Source organism: Rubripirellula amarantea, assembly GCF_007859865.1.
GTDB classification, from domain to species: domain Bacteria; phylum Planctomycetota; class Planctomycetia; order Pirellulales; family Pirellulaceae; genus Rubripirellula; species Rubripirellula amarantea.
On record NZ_SJPI01000001.1, the window covers coordinates 1,923,177 to 1,943,955 of the forward strand.

Genomic DNA, 20,779 nt, shown 5'->3' on the forward strand with positions numbered 1-20,779 from the left:
CTTGGGAAGACGAGGATCGAATCATCGGAACCGACATTCGAAGATTGGCATGCGACATGCGTTGAGGGCTCATTAATCTCGCCCACTGACAATTCAAGACTTTGCTTAACAGATTCGAGCAACTACGTATCTCAATGAAAGGCTGTACCATGACCATCACGAGTGTTAACCCTGCGACGAACGAGACGCTCCAAGAATTCGAACCGCTCACGAAGGACGACGTTATCAACGCGATTGGGGTTGGGCGTGATGCCTATCTAGAGTGGCGACAAACCTCGTTCGATCAACGGAATTCCTGCCTATTAAAGTTTGCCGAGCTTCTGAGAAGCGACTCAGACATTTATGCCCGAATGATCACCCGGGACATGGGAAAGCGTATTTCCGAGAGTCAGTATGAAATCAACTATTGTGCTGACATCGCTGAATTCTACGCGAATGGGGCGGAACAGTTCTTAGCTGATCAGCCAATGAACGTAGAAGGTGTCAACGCTTACATCCGGCATGAACCGCTTGGAGTGTTGATGGGTGTCATGCCATGGAACTTTCCATTCTATCAAGTGGTGCGGTTCGCTACTCCTAACATCATGGCTGGTAACACCGTGATGGTGAAACACGCGAGCAACGTTCCACAGTGTGCAGAAGCGATCGAAGAGCTGTTCGCCGACTGCGGATTACCAAACGGCGTCTACCAAAACTTGTTCATACCTTCGGAGTTTGTCGACGCAATTGTTTCAGACTCGCGGGTCCAAGGGGTGTCACTTACCGGTAGCGAAGCTGCCGGTGCAGCCGTTGCCGCCTTAGCCGGAAAGAACCTCAAACGTAGCGTCTTGGAACTAGGCGGAAACGATCCGTTCATTGTTCTCGAGGACGCGGATCTTGACCAAGTGATCGAGCATGCAGTGAAAGGGCGGATGGTTAACGCCGGACAATCCTGTGTGGCATCAAAACGGTTCATCGTGGTCGAAGCGCTCGCCGAAAAGTTCATCAATGGATTTCGATCAGAATTGGAATCGCTGAAAATGGGCGATCCTATGGATGAGGAGACGACGCTGGCACCTTTGTCGACCGAAGATGCCGCGGTAAAGCTGCAGAAGCAGGTCCAATCGACCATCGACGCCGGTGCAACGGTGGTGCTCGGTGGAGATCGCCCCGACCGCAAAGGGGCCTACTTCAATCCGACCATCTTGACGAATGTGACACCCGACATGCCGACGTTTGACCAAGAACTATTTGGACCGGTTGCAACGGTTTATGTTGTCAAAGATGAGGCTGAAGCTATCAAGCTTGCCAATGACTCTTCCTACGGACTCGGTGGCAGCGTGTTCACGAGCGATATCGAACGAGGCCGTCGTGTTGCAGAGCAAGTGGAAACCGGCATGATGTTCATCAACCAGCCCACGAAGTCCCACGCTGAGCTGCCCTTCGGCGGAATCAAGAATTCCGGATACGGACGAGAACTGTCGCACTTGGGGATTCTAGAATTTGTGAACAAGAAGCTGATCCACTTAGGTCCAGCCGAGTAGTTGCGACTAAGGGCGATTAGTCCTTTGGCACGCATACCCATGACTACGCAAACAAAGAACGCGTCGTGATGACAATGAGATTGTCGTCACAACGCGGTAAAGTTTGCTGAGCTAAGAAGCGATTTGATCTATCAGATCGTAAGCATAATGCATTTTGATCGCTTGGCCTTTTGACTAGCGAACAAACGCTAAGCCACCGGTCGTGGCACCATCAAGTTTGAAAGTGAAGCCATTTGCGTTGGCGATCCAGGTTCCAGTCATTTGTTGTTGGTCGTTTGAACGGACGAGCGTCAATTGGTTCCCGGTCAGATCGAAGGTGCCCGCGAAACTGCTCGTCACGCCCGACTTGGTTGCGGTCCAAGAAAATTGGTTGTTCTCTTTCAGATTTAGCTCGACGGATTGATTTCCCGGAAGCGATACCTTCCAAGTTCCCAAATTCTTGTCTGACTTTTCAGACGCCGCCGACGTGAACTCAGGAATGCTCGATGCGGTTTCAACTACTGAGTCAGACGTTTCAGGCGTGGACGTTTGGGACGCCAGTGATGTCAGCATTTGAAGCGCCGATGGTGCAGCCTGTTCTGCTTTTTTCGACGGTGCTGAGGTCGGTGCGGCGACAGTCGTTTGAGTTGGCTGTGCCGAAACGCTTGGCGAGGTCATAGGTTGTGAAGGTTGAGGACCGGTCGACTGAAGGCTTACCGTTTGTGATTGCGAGTTCGTTACGACAACTGGAGTAGGTGACGAGGGCTGGGTGTAGACGGGCTGAGAAACGGCAGGTTGAGAGATGGTAGGTTGAGCATAAACAGGTTGCGAGTAGGTTGGTTGAGAGTATACGGGTTGTGGGTACACAGGTTGCGGTTGAACCGGTGCAACGTGGCGTCGATGAGACGAGAACGACGATCCATAGGATCGGCTGCTGCCGAATCCGATGCTAATTCCGCCACCGATTCCGCCACGGCTTCGGCCACCGCTGCCACCTCGTCCACCGCATGCTGAAGCGGTGACGGCTTGAAGGGTGCTAACGGCGATTACGCCTGCGATCATCATTCGTTTGAAATTCTTGGACATCAGTTGGGTTCCTTCGAAAGAGCGTGTGTTTGGATTGAGTTTGGGTCGCTGGCGAACATTCGCTCGCTAAGAGTCCAAGCGTCGGCAGTTGGGCTCTGTTACAAGCTTTCTTAAAAAAGAAAAAGGGACACGATTCGCTTGGTTTAATCCAAGCGTCTCGTGTCCCTTTCCCGAGCGAACCCCTCGCGTCACACGTCCCTCGGCGGTCGATAATTTTGACCGCTCATGACTATTGAGCCAGCCAGGAAGCCAGGGTTTCGGCTGCCGTTTTCTCGTTCTTTTTGGGTTCAAGTTCCTTGGCCATCGCCGACGAAATGCGGGCCACGTACTCGATCGTTCCTTTGATCGCTTCGTCCGGTGCAGTAGCGTCCAGCTTGGCGACGTAGATCACCAGATGTTCACCCGCATCGTTCTTTTCGATCGCCCAGGCTCCAATCTTGGTCACGGAGCTTTGGCGGAGCAGGCGATTCATCAGGTCAGTGCCTGGGGCATCCTTGCTGACTTGTACGAGTGACCAGATTTTCCGAACGTCCGCACGCTCGAAGTACTCGGTGTCTTTCGCGACGTAAACCGTTTGGATCTTGTCGTCGGCCAGCTTGTGTTCGACTTGATAGTGCCCGGTTGAGCTAACCGTGTGTTCGATGTCAGCATCCTCGAGCAGTTGTTTGCTGGGAATGGGCGCGGGTTTCCAACTGCTGGACATCAAAGATCTAATTTCCGTAATATCGACGCAGAAGCTGATGAGCGACGTTTCAGGGGAAAAGGACTGAGCCAGCGCGACCAGCTTGCCCTCACTGTCCACAATTGGACCACCGCTGTCACCTGGTTGAATGGGGCTTTGCGTTTCGACTGCGCGGAAGTTGTGTTCACCATGGTTGGACTTGAACTTCTTGTCGTACACGGCTCGCACGGAACCAGATGTCGATACCCACATCACGTCACTGTTGCCCGGATTTCCTACCAATTCGATCGACGAACCGGGCTTGATGCTTTTCTCCGCCATCTCGATGGCTTTCACGTCCTTGGGGATTTTGGGCAGTTGAATCAACGCCAAGTCGCGACGGCGATCGACCGCGACCACTTTCCCAGGTTGTGCAAGTTTCAAAACGTTATCGAGGTAGTGTTTGCGTTTTACGTTGGGAATGCCATCTTCGATATCGGCGAAGAAAACCACTACCGTGCGACTATCACCCACGACGTGTGCGTTGGTCAGGACGATTCGCTTCTCCGAATCGACCAAGACGCCGGTACCGGTCGCGGTTTCATTGTCAGCATCGCTGGTAACGATCCAAGCGGTGGATTGGACGACTCGAGCGTAGGTTTCCGCATCACCGCGTGCAGTGATGGCCATGAGGCTCATGAGAGCGATAACGGCGTAACGATTCGCTAGTGCTGTGGCGAGCGGAATGACAGGCATGAGACCTTTAGGATGGATAGCAGACATGATTGGGTACCTTGAACAGTGTGAATGGGGTGGTTCGATGGTTATCCAAGCGAAATTCGCTAGTGGATGTTACGAGCTTGCTTTCGAAAATTGCAGCAAAGTGCCTGGATTGTTCGATGAGTCAACGATTCGCAACTTCATGGAGGTGGCTGTGACAGATTCGATTTGGAATTGCACATCGGCTTTTCCAGGCTCTGAGAGCGTCAATTGCGATGCGTTTCGAATCATGGTTCCCGAAGAAACAGCAGCCTTTGAACCCACTAAGTGGACCATCTTGAAGGTCTTATCGGCCTTGAATTCGATCGCGATCGAAACGCTTGAGGGCAAGCTGGCCGACCACTTTCCGACGAAAGGGGCATAGTCAGACGAACCGCTAGACGTTGATGAAGTTGCAGACGACGTGGAGGTGAGCGTTGAGCTCGATTTTAGCTTGCGCCACGTGTCCGAATGAGCGATCGCCGTGTCCGCTAGGCTCGCCATCTCACTTTTCAGAAACTTGGTAGTAATGTCGCGATTGGTGAACGTGGTACGAAGCTGAAGCATCATGTCCGAACTATCGAGAACAAAGGAAGCGTTCGCGGTTTGATTGCTCGCGGACATCAGGGCGAGCAGCGTCTTGCTGGAATTTGCCATGTCTTTCTCGATTTTTACCAGCGACATTTTGCAAGTGATGCGGTCTTGTTCGACGTCAACGGTCATTGAAACCGGCAGTTTCCATCCTGCACGCTCGACCTTCATCGAAACGGCTTCCTTGTTCGGTTGAGGATTGAAGCCTGCTGATTTCAGTGCGTTGGTTAGTGATGTGGGACCGGTGATCCGGTCAAGGCTCGTCGATCCGTTTGGGGTGGCAACATCCGCCGAAGTCGGTGTCGATTGAGAGAACACGGACTCCATCGCGATCTCAGAGAACAGTGCATCATCAGCTTTCACGGTGCCGGCGAGGGCCTGGCAAGCGAACAACAGAAGGCAAAGAGTTTGGTTTTTCATGGGACTGCTCACGTTAAGGAGGAAGACGAATAGGGGTTCGACTTTTCCTAGCGTGAGCGGCGCCATTGTGTTACCGCTCAAGGCTGATTTCAAAAGATTTCAAACTTTCTCGTAACACATCCGAGCTGTCGTCGCTTGGTCGGTTAGTCAAGTGACGCCCAGCGACGATGAGACACGGCAGACTCACGATCGCTTTCTCAACAAACCCTGCCATGTATCGGAGAAACCTACGATGTTCAAGAACGCCCTTTTCGCAATCGCTCCCATGATGTTGCTCGCCTGCTCGGTTCAAGCTGATGACGATTTGCTTTCGGCAATCGCCAAGATGGACGCCGGCAACGACAAAATCGCACAAGTCGAGTCCACCAACGACCAACTTGGTCAAGCTGACGTTGACGCTCTTCTTGGTGATGATGAAGAGAACAGCAGTGACGCGATTGCAGCCTGCTTCCGACGATTTGGTGGCTACGGTCGCAGTTACGGAAGCTACGGTCATCGCAGTTTCGGCTATCGTTCGTACTCGAGCTGGCACCGCCCTTGCTACACCAGCTACTCAACGTACAGCCACTGCTACACGCCAACGTTCACGTACTACACACCTTCCTACTCTTGCTACACGCCTTGTTACACCAGCTACTGGGGTTGTTACTAGGCAAAGCGACCGCAGCTTTCGCGGCAGATGACTCTCTCTCCATGCCTGGCGACTCTCGATGGGGTTGCCAGGCATTTTTCGTAAACAACCAACTAACTTACTTAAAGGTCTTCTCATGTTTCCTTTCAAAGTCCTTCGTTACGCAGTCGCTGCCTGTGTGACGACCACCATCGCAATCTGCTTCGCCGCGGTGGCTCATAGTCAAACCATTGATACATCGCAGGTACTCATAGGTAGCACTCGTTGCGATCACGTGATTGCTCAAGTGATGCGTCATGGAGTGAATCGCAGTGTCGACCAACCCGCCATGCATCCGATGGTGGGATCAACCCCGTTTGGATTGGCTTCAATTCCATCAGGCGATATCGGAGACTTGCAAATTGTGTCAGTGCACCGTCGACCTGAGATCGTCGAAGGGTGTGGCCCGTGCTTTACCGTAGTTGTAATGAACCAGAGTCAACACAAGGTCGATGGAGTTGACGTGTCTTTAGTGGGATTGCTGGGGGCGATTCACCCGCATGCTCCTAACGCAACCGTTCGAACTTGCGAGATCGCTCCTGGCACTGCCGCCGAAGTAGAGGTCACGCTGCCCATCGGTGCGTTGGCGATGGGTAACAACAATGGCAAGATCATCGGTTTTCAAAAACTGATCGTTGCCATCGACAGTCATGACGAATGGATCGAGATGAACGAGGCAAACAATGTTCAAGCATTGGCAACTTCATCCATTCCAATGCTGGCGGATGCTGTTGATCAGGTCGGGATTTCTAGCTTGCCAACGGAGATTGTCACTAGCGAATCCGCGTCCGCAATGGTTACTCAAGTCGACGTCCCGAAACAAATCGCACCGGAAGCGACGGATGCATCGGAAGCATCGGAAGCACCGGGCTCGACTGATTTGGACGAACTGCGTCGAGCTGTGGAAAAGCTCGGAGCCAACGTTACCGAAGTCGCTAGGACCTCGCCCTAATGGATCGACTCGCTTCGTTTCTCGCCAAGCCCTGCGGTGTTTGCTCGCGAGCGACCGAGGGCTTGGGGACGAAACGACTGGTGATAGGGGAAGGCACTGTGCTGCACCGGACCTATGTGCAGCACCGGTTCTATGTGCTGCACCGAACCTACTCGGGGAAAGCTGAATTTTGGGTCGATAAGACTTGCCCCATTTGTGCCCACGCTTTGACGACTCGATGGTGAATCGAGGTCGCAACGAGCAATCCGAGCATGCCCGCTAGCACGGCCGCTAACATGAACCATCGCGAAGACGAAGGCGTGGAAATCATCAGTGCTCCGCCAACGAGTGGTAAGATCGCCGCGATCAATGTGTAAACTTCGCCTCGATTAGTAAACCGAGTTGCCCTCTCGTCGAAGTCCGAATCCTGCATCGTGTTTCGTAAGCACAGGGGATAGAAGACAAATGTGGCTAACCATGCCATTCCAAAGTATGGGTATGCCATCGCGATGCCTCCGCAAATCAACGACGACAGAAACAACTGCAGCGATGCCATCCAATGAAAGTCGGGATCTAGATAGTGAAACACCAACGGAAACAAAATCCCAGACGAAAACCAAAGCGAACCACCGATGGTCGCGGCGCGATTTCCCAATTCCAGCATGTTCCCTAAGTCTCGGCTATCAACGCGTTGATCTTGGCGAGCGTTTTCGACAGCACGAACCATGCTGCGAGTCATCCAAATAGCGCACACCGTTGCGAAGGGGAAATAGGTGAGGTTGACGATCCAGGAAACGGATCGCAGCACGTGTTCTAACTGAAGTGGCTTCATCACTTCGTTCATGTTGTATTGGTAGTTCAACCCACCAGCAATCGCGTGTGGGATCAATAGTACCAAACACGCCATCACCCAGGGCGATTGACGCGAAAGCCACGCTCGCCAGGACTTCTCTGGCGGATCGAACAGCGTTGCTGCTTGCGGATACAGCGACAAACGCAACCGCCCCGCCATCTCAGCCCCATCGCCGAATCGATCCGAGGGCTCCACCGATAGGACTCGGCGAAGCGTCTTTTCTAGAACACGCTCTGCGGCGGCGTGGGGAGCCAATTCGTCGACAATCGGAGTTGCGAGCGGGCGTTGACGCGAAGCGAGTTGCTCGGCGGCAGCGTCGTTCCAAGAAAGTTGCACGCTGCCGCTTTGGAATGGCCGTTGTCCCTGCCAAAGTTCCCACAACAAAACGCCGAGCGAATACAGATCAGCAGGTTCGCGAATATTGGCTTGATCAGCATGGTTTTTGTCGATGATAGCGCCAATGTGCTCTGGCGACATGTAGGCAAGCGACCCACCAAGCGATGCAGCCTTGCCAGCTTGGTCGGGCGATTCAGAAACACTTACGTTGAAATCCGCGAGCTTAGGTATTGCTTCGGCCGAGAGCAGAACGTTGGCAGGTTTAACGTCTCGGTGAAGGATCTGTTGGGCATGAGCCTCGTGAAGGGCACGGCATACATGGATGCCGACCCATGCGACGACCTGAGGCCAAGGTGAGGTGGCGATCCAGTCACGGGTTGCCGATTGATCGGGAACCACTTGCGCGGCTTCGAGTAGTTGTTCATCAACGGACTGCAAGAGCAACCATCCTCCCCGTGGATTCAAGCCGTCATCGCAGGGGTGCGAGCGGAGGGTCTTGACGACGTCGGCCAGCGTTCCGCCCGGCACGAACTGCATGTACAAAAGATGCAGTGACGACTCGTCGAGCAATCGCTGATCGAATACGCGAACGATGTTAGGGTGATCAAACTGGGCTAAGGATTGAGATTCACCCCCTTTGCCCCTAGAGATTTTCAGCGCAACGAGGCGTCGCATCGAAATTTGCTGAGCTAAATAAACTTGGGCGAACGCTCCCTGGCCAAGCTTCTGCAATATTAGGAAGTCATCGATCTGTTCACCCGCGTCGATCTCGGGCGGTGCACCTTGCGTCTCTACGGACTCGATAGCGTTGATGGACTGCTCCAGCGGAGTCAGTACGGTAGCCAACTGCGGATAACGAAGTTGATACTCCGATGCCTGCGGCGATTCGCCAACATCCCTCCGAAGTTGCATTTCTTCCATCACCAAGTCGATTGGCACATTAGTGGGCGACAATAGATCGGGCGCGACCGCAAGGTAGTCCTCGATGCGACGAATGGTTCCTGCTTCGGCCGACATTGCCATGTCTAGTTTGACTAACTCGACCAACAACATTCGCCGCAAATCGTGGTCGAGGTCTGGCACATACGCCAACAACTCCGCCGGCTCGGAAACACATCCCTGTTCGGCGAGCCTTTGCAAACATTCGCTCAGCCAATCGTCTGCGTCCATCGGTGATGGATCCGAGGAGATCGAAGAGTTCACGGAAGAATCGCTCGAAGGTCGTAATGAACAAAAGATTGGGTATTCTAATAGAGAATCTAATGCCTCAGGGTAACTGTAGATTCACAAGCCTTAGACTCCAAGCATCGTCAAATAGGGAATTCTGTCATGCCATCAATCGATTCAACCAACAATGACGGTGATTCCGAGGACGCAGCGGACCATGAACTTGTCGCTCGGATCAAGCAACACGATGCCGAAGCATTGGGACGCTACATTGAACGTCACCGCAATGAACTAACGGGATTCCTTCGCTCCATTACGACTGCTCGTTTGTTAAGTGCTATCGAACTTGATGATTTGCTTCAGGAAGTTGCTGCGACCGCGATTGCTAGTTTGGACACTGCACCGTTAGAGCAATACGAGCCCAAGCAATGGTTGCAGCAAGTTGCTCGTCGGCGAGTGGTCGATGCCCACCGATTTCACTTTGGCGCGCAACGACGCGATTCACGCCGACAACAATCGTTGCACGCGCCCGCAGGCGGTGGCGACCAGGACATGGGACTCGAACAATTGCTCGCTGCCAGCATGACTTCGCCCAGCGCAGCTTTCAGCCAGGACGTTCGCCTTAGCCGGATGCAACAAGCAATTGCAAGTCTCGGTGATGAACAGCGCGATGTTATCCGTCTACGGTATGTCGATGGACTCGCAACGAAGCAAATCGCCGAACAACTCGGTAAGACTGACGTGGCCATTCGAGTTCTTTTGTCGCGAAGCATGCGACAGCTCGAAAAGTTGCTTGAAGACGTCAAGCCGACACGTTAACGGTCGCGGTGGGCACATCGAAGCGATTCGCCGCTACTTCGCGGGCTGGACCATGACCGGCTTGAGCGGCGTTGGAAGGTTCTTTGGATCCACGACATATTGGGCCTGATGCGATTCCAAACTCGCCAGCAATTCTTCCATCATTCGCTGGAGTTCATCGGGATGCGAATCAGCGAGGTTGCGTTGTTCAAACGGATCCGAGGCAAGATTGAAAAGTTGGTACCGAACATTGTCAGAGTCCTCGCCAGGAAAATCGTGATGAACGACTTTCCAGTCGCCGTTGCGATAGCTTGTAAAGTAATTCGTGCGATGCTCATGGGGAAAGTGCATCAAGAACTCAGTCGAATGAGAATCATCCGGTTTACCGGTAAGCAGTGTAGCGAGCGAACTTCCGTCCATTTGGAGACTTGAAGGAGGGGCGACCTTCGCGACTTCTGCAATCGTCGGTAACAAGTCGCAAACGTTCGCCATCTGAGTTTGGATGCCACCGACAAGGATAGGAAGTTCTTGCTGTGTAAGATTCTCTGGATTGGGTGTGACCCATGCAGCGATGAATGGCACTCGCATCCCGCCTTCGTAGTGCGAGCCTTTCTTGCCACGCAGCGGTTCAGCACATGCGACCGTGTGCTCGTGTCCAATCGGAGCATCGGTTCCGTTATCACCCAAGAACAACAAGAGTGTGTTCTCGCCCACGCCAAGCGAGCGAACATGGGTTACTAAATCACCAAGCGACTTGTCCATACCTTCAATCAGTGTGGCAAAGTTTTGAACACGCTTCGGTCGTCCTGAGTCCGCATAATGGCTCGCAAAACGTGGATCGGACTGAAAAGGAGCATGGACAGCATAGTGAGCTAGATAAAGGAAAAACGGTTGACCCGCCGCGACGGAATGGTCTATCTGCAGTTCTGCTTCAAGGGTTAGAGCTTCGGACAAATGCGTATCCGTTCCGTGATACTTGTCTAAATGCGGCACCGCTCGGTCTTTGCCTCTTATACGCCCGTTCCCATAGTTTTGCTGACCCGAGTAAGAGCCTGGTGCCCCAATTTCACGACCGGCGATGTTGACCTCAAACCCAAGATTCAAAGGATCAGCGCCTTCGGTACCATGAGGTCCAAAATGTCCTTTGCCGACGTGAATGGTGCGGTAGCCAGCGGACTGCAGCAAGCGAGGTAGTGTGACGCTATCCTTTTGCAGCCCTTTCCAGTTCCAATCAGGTGGACCGAACTCGCCGCGATTGTTTGCCTCGCTCATGATCCACTGAGTGGTGTGATGTCTGGCAGCGTTCTGGCCGGTGAGCAGTGAGATTCGCGTCGGCGAACATACGCTCATCGCATAAAAATTGCTAAACCGAATACCGCTTGCCGCCAATTTTTCCATGTTCGCTGTGCGATAGAAATCATTCAATGGATAACGTTTGGGCCGGCCCCGATCATCGGTCAGGAACGGTAGCGAGGTATCCATGACACCCATGTCATCGACTAAGAACACGATAATGTTGGGGCGTTTGCATTGATCGGCATAGGAGGTTGCATCGCTGATTAACGCTCCGGTAACCACCAGCGCAAGCAGGCATAGTCGCGATGGGAGTGCGTTAGAGTTCATTGCAAGCACTGGTCTGTCTATCTGATGGGTAAAGGGATCGTTTGCAATGTTTGTTGCGACATCATGGAATGGTCGACAAACGGGGTGCCGAATGACCTTGCTCGCGGATTTGCGTGAGCAAACGTTGGAGTTCAGTGACCTTCTCTGGATGCTGGTCCGCCAAGTTGAAGCGTTGCCCGATATCACTCTTCAAGTCATATAGTTCGACGGTACCTTCATCGTCTTCGCCGTAGCCATGACGCTGCTCCCATTGTTGGTTTCGTCCTGACAGGTAGCCGTTCTTCGCATCCACCAGCAACCAGTCGCCGTGTCGGATGGCGTACTGGTTTTTTCGCGTGTTGTGAACATGTGTTTGTCGAACTGACGCTTGCTCATCTTTTAACAGTGGTATCAGGCTATGGGAGTCCTCAGCAGCGTCATGGGGCAGTTCAAAGTCCAATGCGTCGGCAAAGGTCGCCATCAAATCAATCTGGCTGACCAACGCATCGCAGACTCGTCCCGATCGAGTCACACCCGGCCACTTAACGATGAAGGGGACATGATGCCCACCTTCGTAGATGTCGCGTTTGAGTCCGCGAAATGGTTGTGATGACCAGTGATCAAAAGCTTCATCTCGCGCGTATGCGTATCGTTCTGGACCATTGTCTGAAGTGAAAACAACGATTGTGTTTTCGGCTTGTCCACTGGACTCCAAGGCACGCAGCAATCGACCGCACGCATCGTCGGTTTCGACAACAAAGTCACCATAGGGACCCGCCTTGGACTTCCCGTCGAATTCGTCGTTGGGGACGATGGGCGCGTGCGGCGAAGGGAACGCGAAGTAAAGGAAAAACGGTCTTTCTTGTTTCGCTTGTGAGTTGATGAAATCAATCGCGTGATCTGTTGTCGTGGGGATGTTTTGATAGGGATCCCAGTCGGACAACATGGGGCCGGGGCGGCATTCCCACGATCCTTCTTTGTTAGCCCGCCACTTGGTAGTATCCAACATTGCGTCAGGAGCCCGTACCACTCGGTCGTCTTTGATCCAGCAATAGGGTGGGAAATTGATAACGGTATCACCAAAGTAGTGATCGAAGCCGTGTGCGAGCGGACCATCGGGAATGGGTAAAGTCCAATCAAAGTCATCTGGTTGCACTCCCTTATCGTTCACGACACCCTCGCTATTCGGCTTGCGAATGGCGTTCCAATCCCAGCCAAGGTGCCACTTGCCAATCGCCGCCGTGTGATAGCCTTTGGCCTGCAACATCTCTGGCATCGTCAAGCGTTCATGTTCAAACAAGGACCGTCCAAAAGACTGCACGATACCGTGGAAGTCACGCCAATGATGCCGACCTGTTAAGAGTGCGAATCGGCTAGGCGAACAAATCCCCGAAGACGAATGTCCGTCTGTGAAACGAATTCCTTGCGAAGCTAGGCGATCCAAATTGGGTGTCGGTATCTTCCCGTGATCGTTGTAGCAACTCAGGTCCCCAAAACCGAGGTCGTCGGCGTAGAGGATCAAAATGTTGGGCCGCGTACCAGATGTCGGGACCTCTTCTGCGACCGCATGTTGGCAATCAAACCCCAAGATGACGGCAATCACTGCAATGATTAGATTGACGGTCGTGCTGTTTTGGTAATCGGATTCCGGCATCTCAGTTTTCATTTTCCGTATTGGATTATCACTGCGGACGCAGCGGGCAGTTTATCGACAAGTGCTTGGACGCAAGTCTAAGTTAATCGATAGAGAGATCGCGAACGTAGTTCTCGCTGGAAAGTGCGGTACGTCAGCGGGAACTTCATCGCGGTCCAGACGCTCGAACTACCGGGCGTAGATAGAGATTGCGGTAGCGTACCGCAGTATGGTCACCCTGAAGGTAGATAGGACCGGGAGCCTCGTCGTCGGCACTCAGTGCCCCGTTAGTAGCACCAACGATGGGTTGATTGTCGATCACTTTTGTGCCATTGAGAATGACCGTTACATGACGGTCCACTAATGTGATGTCATAGGACTGCCATTGCCCGCCGAGTTTGCCCGCATTGGTTGACGGAGCCATGCGACTAAAGATGGCACCTACACCTTGGATGCCCTGCATTGGACTATCTCGGTCAACCACTTGGGCTTCATAGCGACCTCGCAAGTAGACGCCACTGTTGCCGCCCTTGGGTACGTTGAACTCGAGTATGAGGTTGAAGTCGTCAAACTCGCGGTCGGTGCGCAAGTTTCCGTATTGCGAGAACGGATCAAAGCTAAGCTTAGGAGTTGTGTTCACCAACTCACCATCTTCTGCTTTCCAACCACTCATTTGGCTTGGGTTCGTCAGTCGCCAACCGGTTAAGTCGCGACCATTGAAAAGCTCAATCGTTTCTCCGTACTGCACTTGATCAAGATTCGGACGCGGAGGTAGTGGCCGCAATCGCTTGCCATGAAAACGCTGTTCTTCAATGTCACCAGCCGAATTTGGCCATTGCATGTCAACCGTGATGCGATCACCGTCGATGGTAGCGATGTGCTTCACGTTCACCTTTGGACCCGTTGGTGGACCGCCTGCGTATTCGGGCGCGCCGACGGAGATCTTTCGGTAGAACGTAAGGGTGTTTCCATCGTAGCGAACGTTGTCAGTCGCTCGGCCCATTCCCACGGTCCACAATTCAGCCTTCAATGCTCCTTCATGTTGACCGATGGTCATCCAACCCGCAGCGCCATTTGGCAGTACGAGGCTCCAATTCCCCAACGCGACGTTAGTGTTGACTGTGGGAGATTCCTGGGCCTTTGCCGAATAGGACATTCCCGAGAATAGCGTGAGCGCGAATATGAACGCTGTCTTGAGCTTGTGAATCATCGTTCCGTTGCCGTTTGTGATCAATCGCCATGATCGAAGTAGGGAGTTGGAAGTACGTCGCTTGAAAACCTTTTAGAGCATTCAGGTTAACTAGTACTTGCCGTTGGTATGGAACATTTCCTGCTTCGATGGACGGGGCCGAACGCGGACATTGTGATCTGGTTCCCCCGTGACTCGGTCAAACTCATCGGGAGTTCGTTTAGTCGGTATGTAATCGTCTGTCTTGAGTGTCCATTGATCGAGAGCTCTGGTAAGACGCTGCTTCACCGATTGATAAGCGGGGTCGTCGATTCGATTGCTCAGTTCGCCAGGGTCCCGTTGCAGATCGAACAGTTCCCAGTGAGGACGAGGTGAGCGGAAGCAGGATTGTTGTGCTTCGGTTAGTTCTTCCGATTGATTCAATCGCAGCATGTCTTGCCAAGATAAACCTCGACCCGCATCAGCCGATGGCGTCGCAGGCAGATCGACGTAGTCGTTGCGTATAAGTTTGAATCGTTGGTCAACAATGCATCTTGCGTGATCTTCGTAGTCGTGCCAATGATCTTCGGCAAAAGCAAATTCGCGGGTGCTCACCAATGGATTCGTCAACACATCGGCGAAACTTTGACCATCACTTTTTAAGTCGCTTTGGTCGCCGCCCGCGAGAGCTAGGAACGTTGGGGCAATGTCGACGGCACTAACAAGCGAGTTAGTTACCACGCCCGCAGTGACCTTCCGAGGCCACCGGACGATCCAAGGCGTGCGGATACCTCCGTCGTATAACGTCGTTTTGTCACGAGGGAAGGGACGCCCATTGTCGCTTATGAACAAGACGACTGTGTTCTCGGCAACGCCTTGCGAGTCCAATTTGTTCATCACCTTGCCGACGTATTGGTCCAGTCGTCCGATTTCGTCGTAGTACAGTCGCAAGTCCTCACGCACATCTGGCGTGTCGGGCAAGTGTGCTGGGACAATCACGTCCTCACTGCGGTGTGGCGGATCAAGTGACCCGTCGGTGTATTCACGGTGCGGATCGAGCGATGCCAACCACATGAAGAATGGCTTTGATTTGTCGCGTTCATCGAGCGCTCTTTCCCAATCCTCACAACCACTGGGTTGCTGTGCAATCATCTTGGGCGGCTCGCCGTCTTTACCAGACGGAAGTACGAAACCGGCGGTCGACGCTTCGTAGACCTTGTCAAAGTGATCGCGGATATGATCACCCATGTGCCACTTGCCGGCCGCAGCAGTGTAATAACCCATCGACTTGAGTTGACGCGCAACGGTATGACTACCCGCCGGTATCGGCCAATGCAATTGTTCGGCACCAGTGTTATGAGGGTACTTGCCCGTGATGATGCTGGCTCTCGATGGGCTGCATGAATTGGTGGTCAGGTACGCGTGCTGAAAACGCAGGCCTTCGCTGGCAAGTTGATCTATGTTGGGGGTTCGAATTGCTGGGTGCCCATAAGCTCCACAATCATCCCAGTTCATATCGTCAGCGATGATGAGCACCAGGTTCGGCTGTTCAGGTTGGGTTGGACTTAGATTGTCAGCCGCAATAGGTTCGCCGAAGGCGTCCACCAGAGGCGGTTCGACCACGCCGTCCATCGCGACTTCAATCGAGTGTTTCAATTTCGCGATTGCAGTTCGATCCTGTCCACTAGCCGTCACAAGATCAACGGGAACTTCTTCGAGTGGGCGGTCCGTGAACTTGAACAGCCGTCCGTCGCGAAAGTATTTGTAGTCATGGTCCAACGCAAACACACTTCGTGTGAATTGAGTTTTGTCATGGCCGGGGCGAGGATCGTACCAACAAAAAACTGATTCTCGTTTCCTGCCCGATCGACCAAATAGCTCGGGAGCAAAGCTGATCCCATCGCATGTCACTGATCTCGGCAGTTCGCCGCCAGCAAGTTCCAGTAGCGTGGGAAGAAAATCAGATGGATCGACGAGCGAGTCACTGGTGGCAGGCGGGATGTGGTCCGGCCACGAAACGATCAATGGAACGTGAATTCCTGTCTGCTTGGGTAGGCCCTTCCCACCCTGGATCGTGCGACCGTCCGCCAGTTGCGAGGACACGTCTAAATGAGTCCCGTTATCACCGTAGAACATCACGATCGTATTGTCGCGCAGTCCCTTCGCTTCAAGGTTGCTGATCAGATTTCCCACGGCGGTATCCATGTACTCGATCATGTCGCTTGCATAGTCGAGCGATTCGATGACGGGCTCTTCGGGATCCCAGTCGTCGCTGTTGGGTGTGGGAACGAACGGCCAATGAGGCAGCGCCATGGGATAGTAAACGAAGGCGGGCTGATCGCGATGACGGTCCAGAAAGTCCGTCGTCTTATCCACCCAAATGTCTTCGCCGAACTTGCCGGTATAAGTCTTCAATGTTCCTTGCTCGCTCGCTTTTCCTTCCAACATGCTTGGGTTAGCGTACCGAGAGCCCTTATCCTCGGTGTTTAGAGCATGGTAGAGCGCGTACTCATCAAAGCCCGCGTCTTTAGGATGCATTCCCGTACCACGACGCCGGGTCGCGCCGGGGTAGTCCGGCGGATCGTAGGATTGTAATTGCCACTTGCCAAAGATCGCTGTCGCATAGCCCGCGTTCTGCATGTGATGGCCAAATGTTCGCTCGTTAGGATCGAGAATGCCGAACGATTTCCAATTGCGATGGTTGTACTTTCCGGTCATCAATTGCACGCGAGTGGGCGTACAGAGCGGTGTGGCGTACGCATGCGTGAACCGCACGCCGCCTTGGGCAAGTTTGTCGAGTACCGGTGTTTGGTAGGACACACCCCCATAGCAGCCAAGGCCTTCGATACCGATATCGTCGGCCAAGATCAGCACGATATTGGGGCGGTCATCAGCGAGAGCGGTCGAGAGGTTGGCGATGAATGCGATGCACACGATCGCCAGTTGAAAATAGGTAGGTCTAATCACTCGGAAATCCTTGCCAGAAAAACGCACTTGAAGAAGGCGTTTACATTGATTGAGGTAGATAAGCGGCAGTGTGATGGTGCGGGCATGCTGCAGAAGCGATTGCTACGGTGCAGCTTGCAGAGTCGTAACTCATCATTACTTCTTCGCTTTTGACTTAGCCTTGAATTTAGGTTTCTTCTTCGTCACGTGAACCAAGTTTGGACGTCGCATGGGATCATCGACGCTTCGGAAGACCCACGGTTCCCAAGTTGCTTTCGCTTCTTGCCACTGTTCCAACGTGCGTGTTGGATACCACGCCGGCCAGCCGTGTTTGTGAAAGTCGAAGTTCTTCTCGTTAGCATTGACCCAATCGTCGACAAGCCCTTCAGGACGCTCGCTCGGGTAAACGCCTTCCGCTCGAAACTGGGCACTGACACCCTGGTCGTCGATCACATTCATCCGCCAATCTTCTAAAGCGGCAAGCATCTCGGTTCGGACATCAGCATAGTTCGGATCATCCGCGACGTTGTTGATCTCGTGTGGATCTCTAGTCAGATCAAACAATTCGATCTCAGGCTTTGTCGGAGCGAAGAATGCGGATTGAGCTGGTGTCAATGCACCCTGCATGTGCAATGCATTCATTTCAGCCAACGCGGGATACGCACCTTCCTTGTAATGATTGTACTGACACCACGGACGCTCGGGCATCAAGTTTAGTATCAGCTTGTGGTCTTTCGAACGGATGGCCCGCATCGCATCATGAGTTTCATCCATTTTGTCGCGAGCAGCGAATACGTATTTTCGTTGGTCCAGCGTTTTGTCAAACAGACTTTGCCCATGCAGCGGCACAGCGGATTTCGCGTCTGCGACGTCAAGGATGGTCGCACAAATGTCGATCGACATTACAAGTTCATCACTGACCTGACCCGCAGCAACCTCGCCAGGCCATCGGACGATCATGGGGACGCGAATACCGCCATCGTACAAAAACTGCTTTCCGCGAATATGGCATCGCCCGTGGTCGCCGATGAAGAATACGAGGGTGTTCCCCGAAAGGCCTTCGTCTTCGAGCCGTTTAAGGATGGTGCCCACTTCACGATCGACCAACTGCATTTGTTCCAGTCCATTAGCCCAATCGCGGCGGATCAATGGTGTGTCGGCGTAGTAGGGTGGTAGCTCAATATCTGCCGCATCGATGGGGCGTTGTGGGTCACGTTTCCAACTGCGATGGGTGCCACTGAATGTGATGCGTGCAAAGAATGGTTGATCCGGCCGACGTTGGTTCCAATCGGTGCCCTCGAATAGTTCGTCCTTTTGGTCGGGCAAGAAATTGCAGTCCGTTTTGTTGCTCATCAATGCCGTGAAGTAGCCCGCCTCCTTCAGCAAATGAGGGATTGGCTTGATGCCATGTGGCAAAGGCTGCTTGTGGTTTTCACGATGTTGGTTTGCACGAATGTAGTTCTGGTGAAAACCAGTCATCATCGCCGATCGCGATGTCGAACATACCGGCGACGTCGTGAATGCTCGTTCGTAGCGAATGCCTTCGGAAGCAAGTTGGTCGACGTAGGGTGTCTCGATACCTTTGGTGCCATAGCAGGATAGGTCCGGCGACCAGTCTTCGATCGTAATCCACAAAATGTTCGGTTTCGCGGTCGCGTCTTTCGTCACGAAAATGGTGCTCACGATCGCCAGTATCAAAAGAGATGCAAGTCGATGATTCGAGTTGGTCATAGGTGGTCGTTGTTAGAAGCTAGGGGCGTCGGGTGTAAGGATGGGTGTGCCGTTCGGTGCTCGCAGTCCGATCAAAGGATCCATCGGCGAGTAGCTCGAACTATCGTAGTCATTGCGTTGGTAGCTTGCATTTGCATCGGCGGGAAACTTCGAAATGCCGTTGGATCACGCGTCCAAATCACTTTTCTTCCCGGCGGAAGGCAACGTTGTCAGCACGATTGCAGACAATGGCATGTGAGCAAACAAGCGTCTGAGCAAGGTAACGAGATAGATCGCCAACGAGATTGTCTCGTTCGAGTGGATTGAAGGTAGGAAATGGTATCGAGCCAAATCCGCTACATTCAAGTCAAGCATTCACGCAAATGCGCACGTCGTATCAATCGACGATTCTACTCGAATTAACGAGTAAGGGATTGCATGGCGAGTTCTGCGGCGGCTCGATTGGGAAAGCGTTTAATACTCACTTTTCCGAACGAAGAACGCTGGATTTCTTTCACCGATTCGGGCGAGCTGGTCATGATGACTCGACCACCGGTGATCACCAAATAATGGGTTTGATTTGCGACAGGATCAACATAGTTAAGGCTCAGTAAATGCTTTTTCAGTTCTTGTTCGAGTTCCGAGTACTGGTCGCCAAAGTGCTTTGAAAAAACATCGTCGGAATCAACGACCCCGGTCGTAGCTAAGTCAGTTCCATCGAGCGGCTTGAGTTCGCTGCATTGAGCGATGCATGCGAACAGCTCTTTTTGATGTCGACGAGAGAGCATGTGGACTAAGCCCCAAGAGTACGCGTAGTCAAGCGAACTTAGCTCGTTAGCGTTCGTAAGATCTCGGACAACTCTGCCACTTCCAAAAGAACGATCGGACTCCCAACTTTTCGAGATTTCGAACATCCGCAATTCATTGGGTGATCCCAAACCGCTCCACTTAACACCCTTGGCCACAGAAGTAGGAGCATAGAATTCCGCCAGACCCTCGCTGAGCCACATTGGCCACTTCGAAAGCCGTTGTTGAACGCCGATGTTATGAAGGATCTGATGAGCCCCTTCGTGGGCGATCGTTGAGATTGCGTTCTTGACTGCGATCTCGGGAGCATGCTGCGAGAGTGCAGATCGTTCGTAGAACATCACTGCGTTGCTGATCCCGTCGTAGTAGGCCACGACACCGCGGGGCATTCGGCGATACTCTTGGAACTGATCTTCCGTCGCGAAAGCGATCACGACAAGCGGCAATTCCGGTTCGTGCACATCCACCTTTGATCGTTTGAAGTACTTCTGAACTGCCGGGTACATCGACTCGAGAATGGTTCGCGAGGATCGCACGAACAGTTCGCTGGTGTTGTAAACATACAGAAAACGCCTGCTGCGGATGGTTTTGAAACCGGCCAATCGAGGATCTTGCAACAGTCGCTCTTCGATCGCATCCATGTCTAAGGGAACAAAGTTGTCTTCCGTAGGCGTAGCTTCTGTATTGCTGAACACCTTCAACATGCCGTCGGGCAACATCACAATGTTGGAATCACCCACACGAACGTGCAGTTTGCCGACAACCGAGTTTCCATCTTGATCACGAACCTTTAGACGTTCGCCCTGCGAATGTTTGATATCGCCTCGCGGCAGCATCAATCCACCCGAATCAAGATCATTTTGCGAAAGCGGCGAGGCAAAAACAGGTGACGAGCCGGGACGTTGAATAGCGCCCTCTTGGCCTAGTGCGGTGGCAGCCTCCTGCATGGCTCGATTCATTTCCTCGCGATCCTTCTGCATGCGTTCGTTCATCTCTCGCATTTGATCTCGCGAGCGGCGAACCTGTTCTTCCATGCGCTCAAGCGCTCGCGAGATTTGGGCCTGACCAAGCATCGGTGTCAGGAGTAAACACAGCACGGCAATGGGCAGACGCTGCATGAGAACGCTCTGGGAAATTGG

General features: G+C 53.0%; 14 protein-coding genes and 1 pseudogene. 4 read left to right on the forward strand and 11 right to left on the reverse strand.

The window, feature by feature from the left end:
- The first annotated feature begins 149 nt into the window (after positions 1-149).
- Entirely contained in the window at positions 150-1,523 is a 1,374-nt protein-coding gene (locus Pla22_RS07020; RefSeq protein WP_146513981.1) for an NAD-dependent succinate-semialdehyde dehydrogenase, read from the forward strand.
- A gap of 174 nt (positions 1,524-1,697) precedes the next feature.
- Here the strand turns inward: Pla22_RS07020 and Pla22_RS07025 are convergent, their stop codons facing one another.
- From Pla22_RS07025 to Pla22_RS07035, 3 genes are all read right to left on the reverse strand, one after another.
- Complete coding sequence (locus tag Pla22_RS07025; protein WP_146513982.1) at positions 1,698-2,588, reverse strand: hypothetical protein; 891 nt, start codon at positions 2,586-2,588, stop codon at positions 1,698-1,700.
- 229 nt (positions 2,589-2,817) lie between these two features.
- On the reverse strand, positions 2,818-4,032 hold the full coding sequence (locus Pla22_RS07030; protein ID WP_146513983.1) for a S1 family peptidase: 1,215 nt from the start codon (positions 4,030-4,032) through the stop codon (positions 2,818-2,820).
- A gap of 69 nt (positions 4,033-4,101) precedes the next feature.
- Positions 4,102-5,019, reverse strand: a complete 918-nt coding sequence (locus Pla22_RS07035; RefSeq protein WP_146513984.1) for a hypothetical protein — start codon at positions 5,017-5,019, stop codon at positions 4,102-4,104.
- Positions 5,020-5,251: 232 nt separating this feature from the next.
- Between Pla22_RS07035 and Pla22_RS07040 the strand changes: the two genes are divergently transcribed.
- Both Pla22_RS07040 and Pla22_RS07045 read left to right on the forward strand, forming a co-directional pair.
- The gene (locus Pla22_RS07040; RefSeq protein ID WP_146513985.1) at positions 5,252-5,671 is read left to right on the forward strand and encodes a hypothetical protein; all 420 of its coding nucleotides are present in this window, start codon (positions 5,252-5,254) and stop codon (positions 5,669-5,671) included.
- Between the two features lie 115 nt (positions 5,672-5,786).
- Complete coding sequence (locus Pla22_RS07045) at positions 5,787-6,641, forward strand: hypothetical protein (RefSeq protein ID WP_146513986.1); 855 nt, start codon at positions 5,787-5,789, stop codon at positions 6,639-6,641.
- 148 nt (positions 6,642-6,789) lie between these two features.
- Here Pla22_RS07045 and Pla22_RS07050 read toward each other — a convergent pair whose 3' ends face one another.
- On the reverse strand, positions 6,790-9,012 hold the full coding sequence (locus tag Pla22_RS07050) for a serine/threonine-protein kinase (RefSeq protein WP_242631848.1): 2,223 nt from the start codon (positions 9,010-9,012) through the stop codon (positions 6,790-6,792).
- Positions 9,013-9,138: 126 nt separating this feature from the next.
- On the opposite strand from Pla22_RS07050, the gene Pla22_RS07055 reads away from it, so the two are divergent.
- The gene (locus tag Pla22_RS07055; RefSeq protein ID WP_146513987.1) at positions 9,139-9,795 is read left to right on the forward strand and encodes an RNA polymerase sigma factor; all 657 of its coding nucleotides are present in this window, start codon (positions 9,139-9,141) and stop codon (positions 9,793-9,795) included.
- Positions 9,796-9,828: 33 nt separating this feature from the next.
- On the opposite strand, the gene Pla22_RS07060 is transcribed toward Pla22_RS07055, so the two are convergent.
- The 7 genes and pseudogenes from Pla22_RS07060 to Pla22_RS07085 all read right to left on the reverse strand — a co-directional run bounded on the left by Pla22_RS07060 (position 9,829) and on the right by Pla22_RS07085 (position 20,758).
- Positions 9,829-11,397: a sulfatase gene (locus tag Pla22_RS07060; protein ID WP_146513988.1), complete on the reverse strand. Its 1,569-nt coding sequence runs from the start codon at positions 11,395-11,397 to the stop codon at positions 9,829-9,831.
- Between the two features lie 61 nt (positions 11,398-11,458).
- Entirely contained in the window at positions 11,459-13,030 is a 1,572-nt protein-coding gene (locus Pla22_RS07065) for a sulfatase family protein (RefSeq protein WP_146513989.1), read from the reverse strand.
- A gap of 145 nt (positions 13,031-13,175) precedes the next feature.
- Positions 13,176-14,219, reverse strand: coding sequence for a 3-keto-disaccharide hydrolase (locus tag Pla22_RS07070; protein ID WP_242631849.1), 1,044 nt, complete (start codon positions 14,217-14,219; stop codon positions 13,176-13,178).
- A 90-nt stretch (positions 14,220-14,309) separates the two neighbouring features.
- Complete coding sequence (locus tag Pla22_RS07075; RefSeq protein WP_242632024.1) at positions 14,310-15,692, reverse strand: sulfatase family protein; 1,383 nt, start codon at positions 15,690-15,692, stop codon at positions 14,310-14,312.
- Positions 15,693-16,118: 426 nt separating this feature from the next.
- A pseudogene (locus Pla22_RS25645) lies at positions 16,119-17,171 on the reverse strand (sulfatase-like hydrolase/transferase); the annotation flags it as partial.
- Positions 17,172-17,279: 108 nt separating this feature from the next.
- Positions 17,280-18,854 (reverse strand): sulfatase family protein, encoded by a 1,575-nt coding sequence (locus Pla22_RS07080; RefSeq protein ID WP_146513990.1) that lies wholly within the window; start codon positions 18,852-18,854, stop codon positions 17,280-17,282.
- Between the two features lie 398 nt (positions 18,855-19,252).
- Entirely contained in the window at positions 19,253-20,758 is a 1,506-nt protein-coding gene (locus Pla22_RS07085; RefSeq protein ID WP_146513991.1) for a DUF1570 domain-containing protein, read from the reverse strand.
- Between the last annotated feature and the right edge of the window lie 21 nt (positions 20,759-20,779).

Coding starts and splice junctions, on each gene's coding strand:
- Pla22_RS07020 (WP_146513981.1), top strand. CDS start 150: ATGACCATCACGAGTGTTAACCCTGCGACGAACGAGACGCTCCAAGAA.
- Pla22_RS07070 (WP_242631849.1), bottom strand. CDS start 14,219: ATGATTCACAAGCTCAAGACAGCGTTCATATTCGCGCTCACGCTATTC.
- Pla22_RS07035 (WP_146513984.1), bottom strand. CDS start 5,019: ATGAAAAACCAAACTCTTTGCCTTCTGTTGTTCGCTTGCCAGGCCCTC.
- Pla22_RS07080 (WP_146513990.1), bottom strand. CDS start 18,854: ATGACCAACTCGAATCATCGACTTGCATCTCTTTTGATACTGGCGATC.
- Pla22_RS07060 (WP_146513988.1), bottom strand. CDS start 11,397: ATGAACTCTAACGCACTCCCATCGCGACTATGCCTGCTTGCGCTGGTG.
- Pla22_RS07065 (WP_146513989.1), bottom strand. CDS start 13,030: ATGCCGGAATCCGATTACCAAAACAGCACGACCGTCAATCTAATCATT.
- Pla22_RS07075 (WP_242632024.1), bottom strand. CDS start 15,692: ATGAACTGGGATGATTGTGGAGCTTATGGGCACCCAGCAATTCGAACC.
- Pla22_RS07055 (WP_146513987.1), top strand. CDS start 9,139: ATGCCATCAATCGATTCAACCAACAATGACGGTGATTCCGAGGACGCA.
- Pla22_RS07030 (WP_146513983.1), bottom strand. CDS start 4,032: ATGTCTGCTATCCATCCTAAAGGTCTCATGCCTGTCATTCCGCTCGCC.
- Pla22_RS07045 (WP_146513986.1), top strand. CDS start 5,787: ATGTTTCCTTTCAAAGTCCTTCGTTACGCAGTCGCTGCCTGTGTGACG.
- Pla22_RS07040 (WP_146513985.1), top strand. CDS start 5,252: ATGTTCAAGAACGCCCTTTTCGCAATCGCTCCCATGATGTTGCTCGCC.
- Pla22_RS07085 (WP_146513991.1), bottom strand. CDS start 20,758: ATGCAGCGTCTGCCCATTGCCGTGCTGTGTTTACTCCTGACACCGATG.
- Pla22_RS07025 (WP_146513982.1), bottom strand. CDS start 2,588: ATGTCCAAGAATTTCAAACGAATGATGATCGCAGGCGTAATCGCCGTT.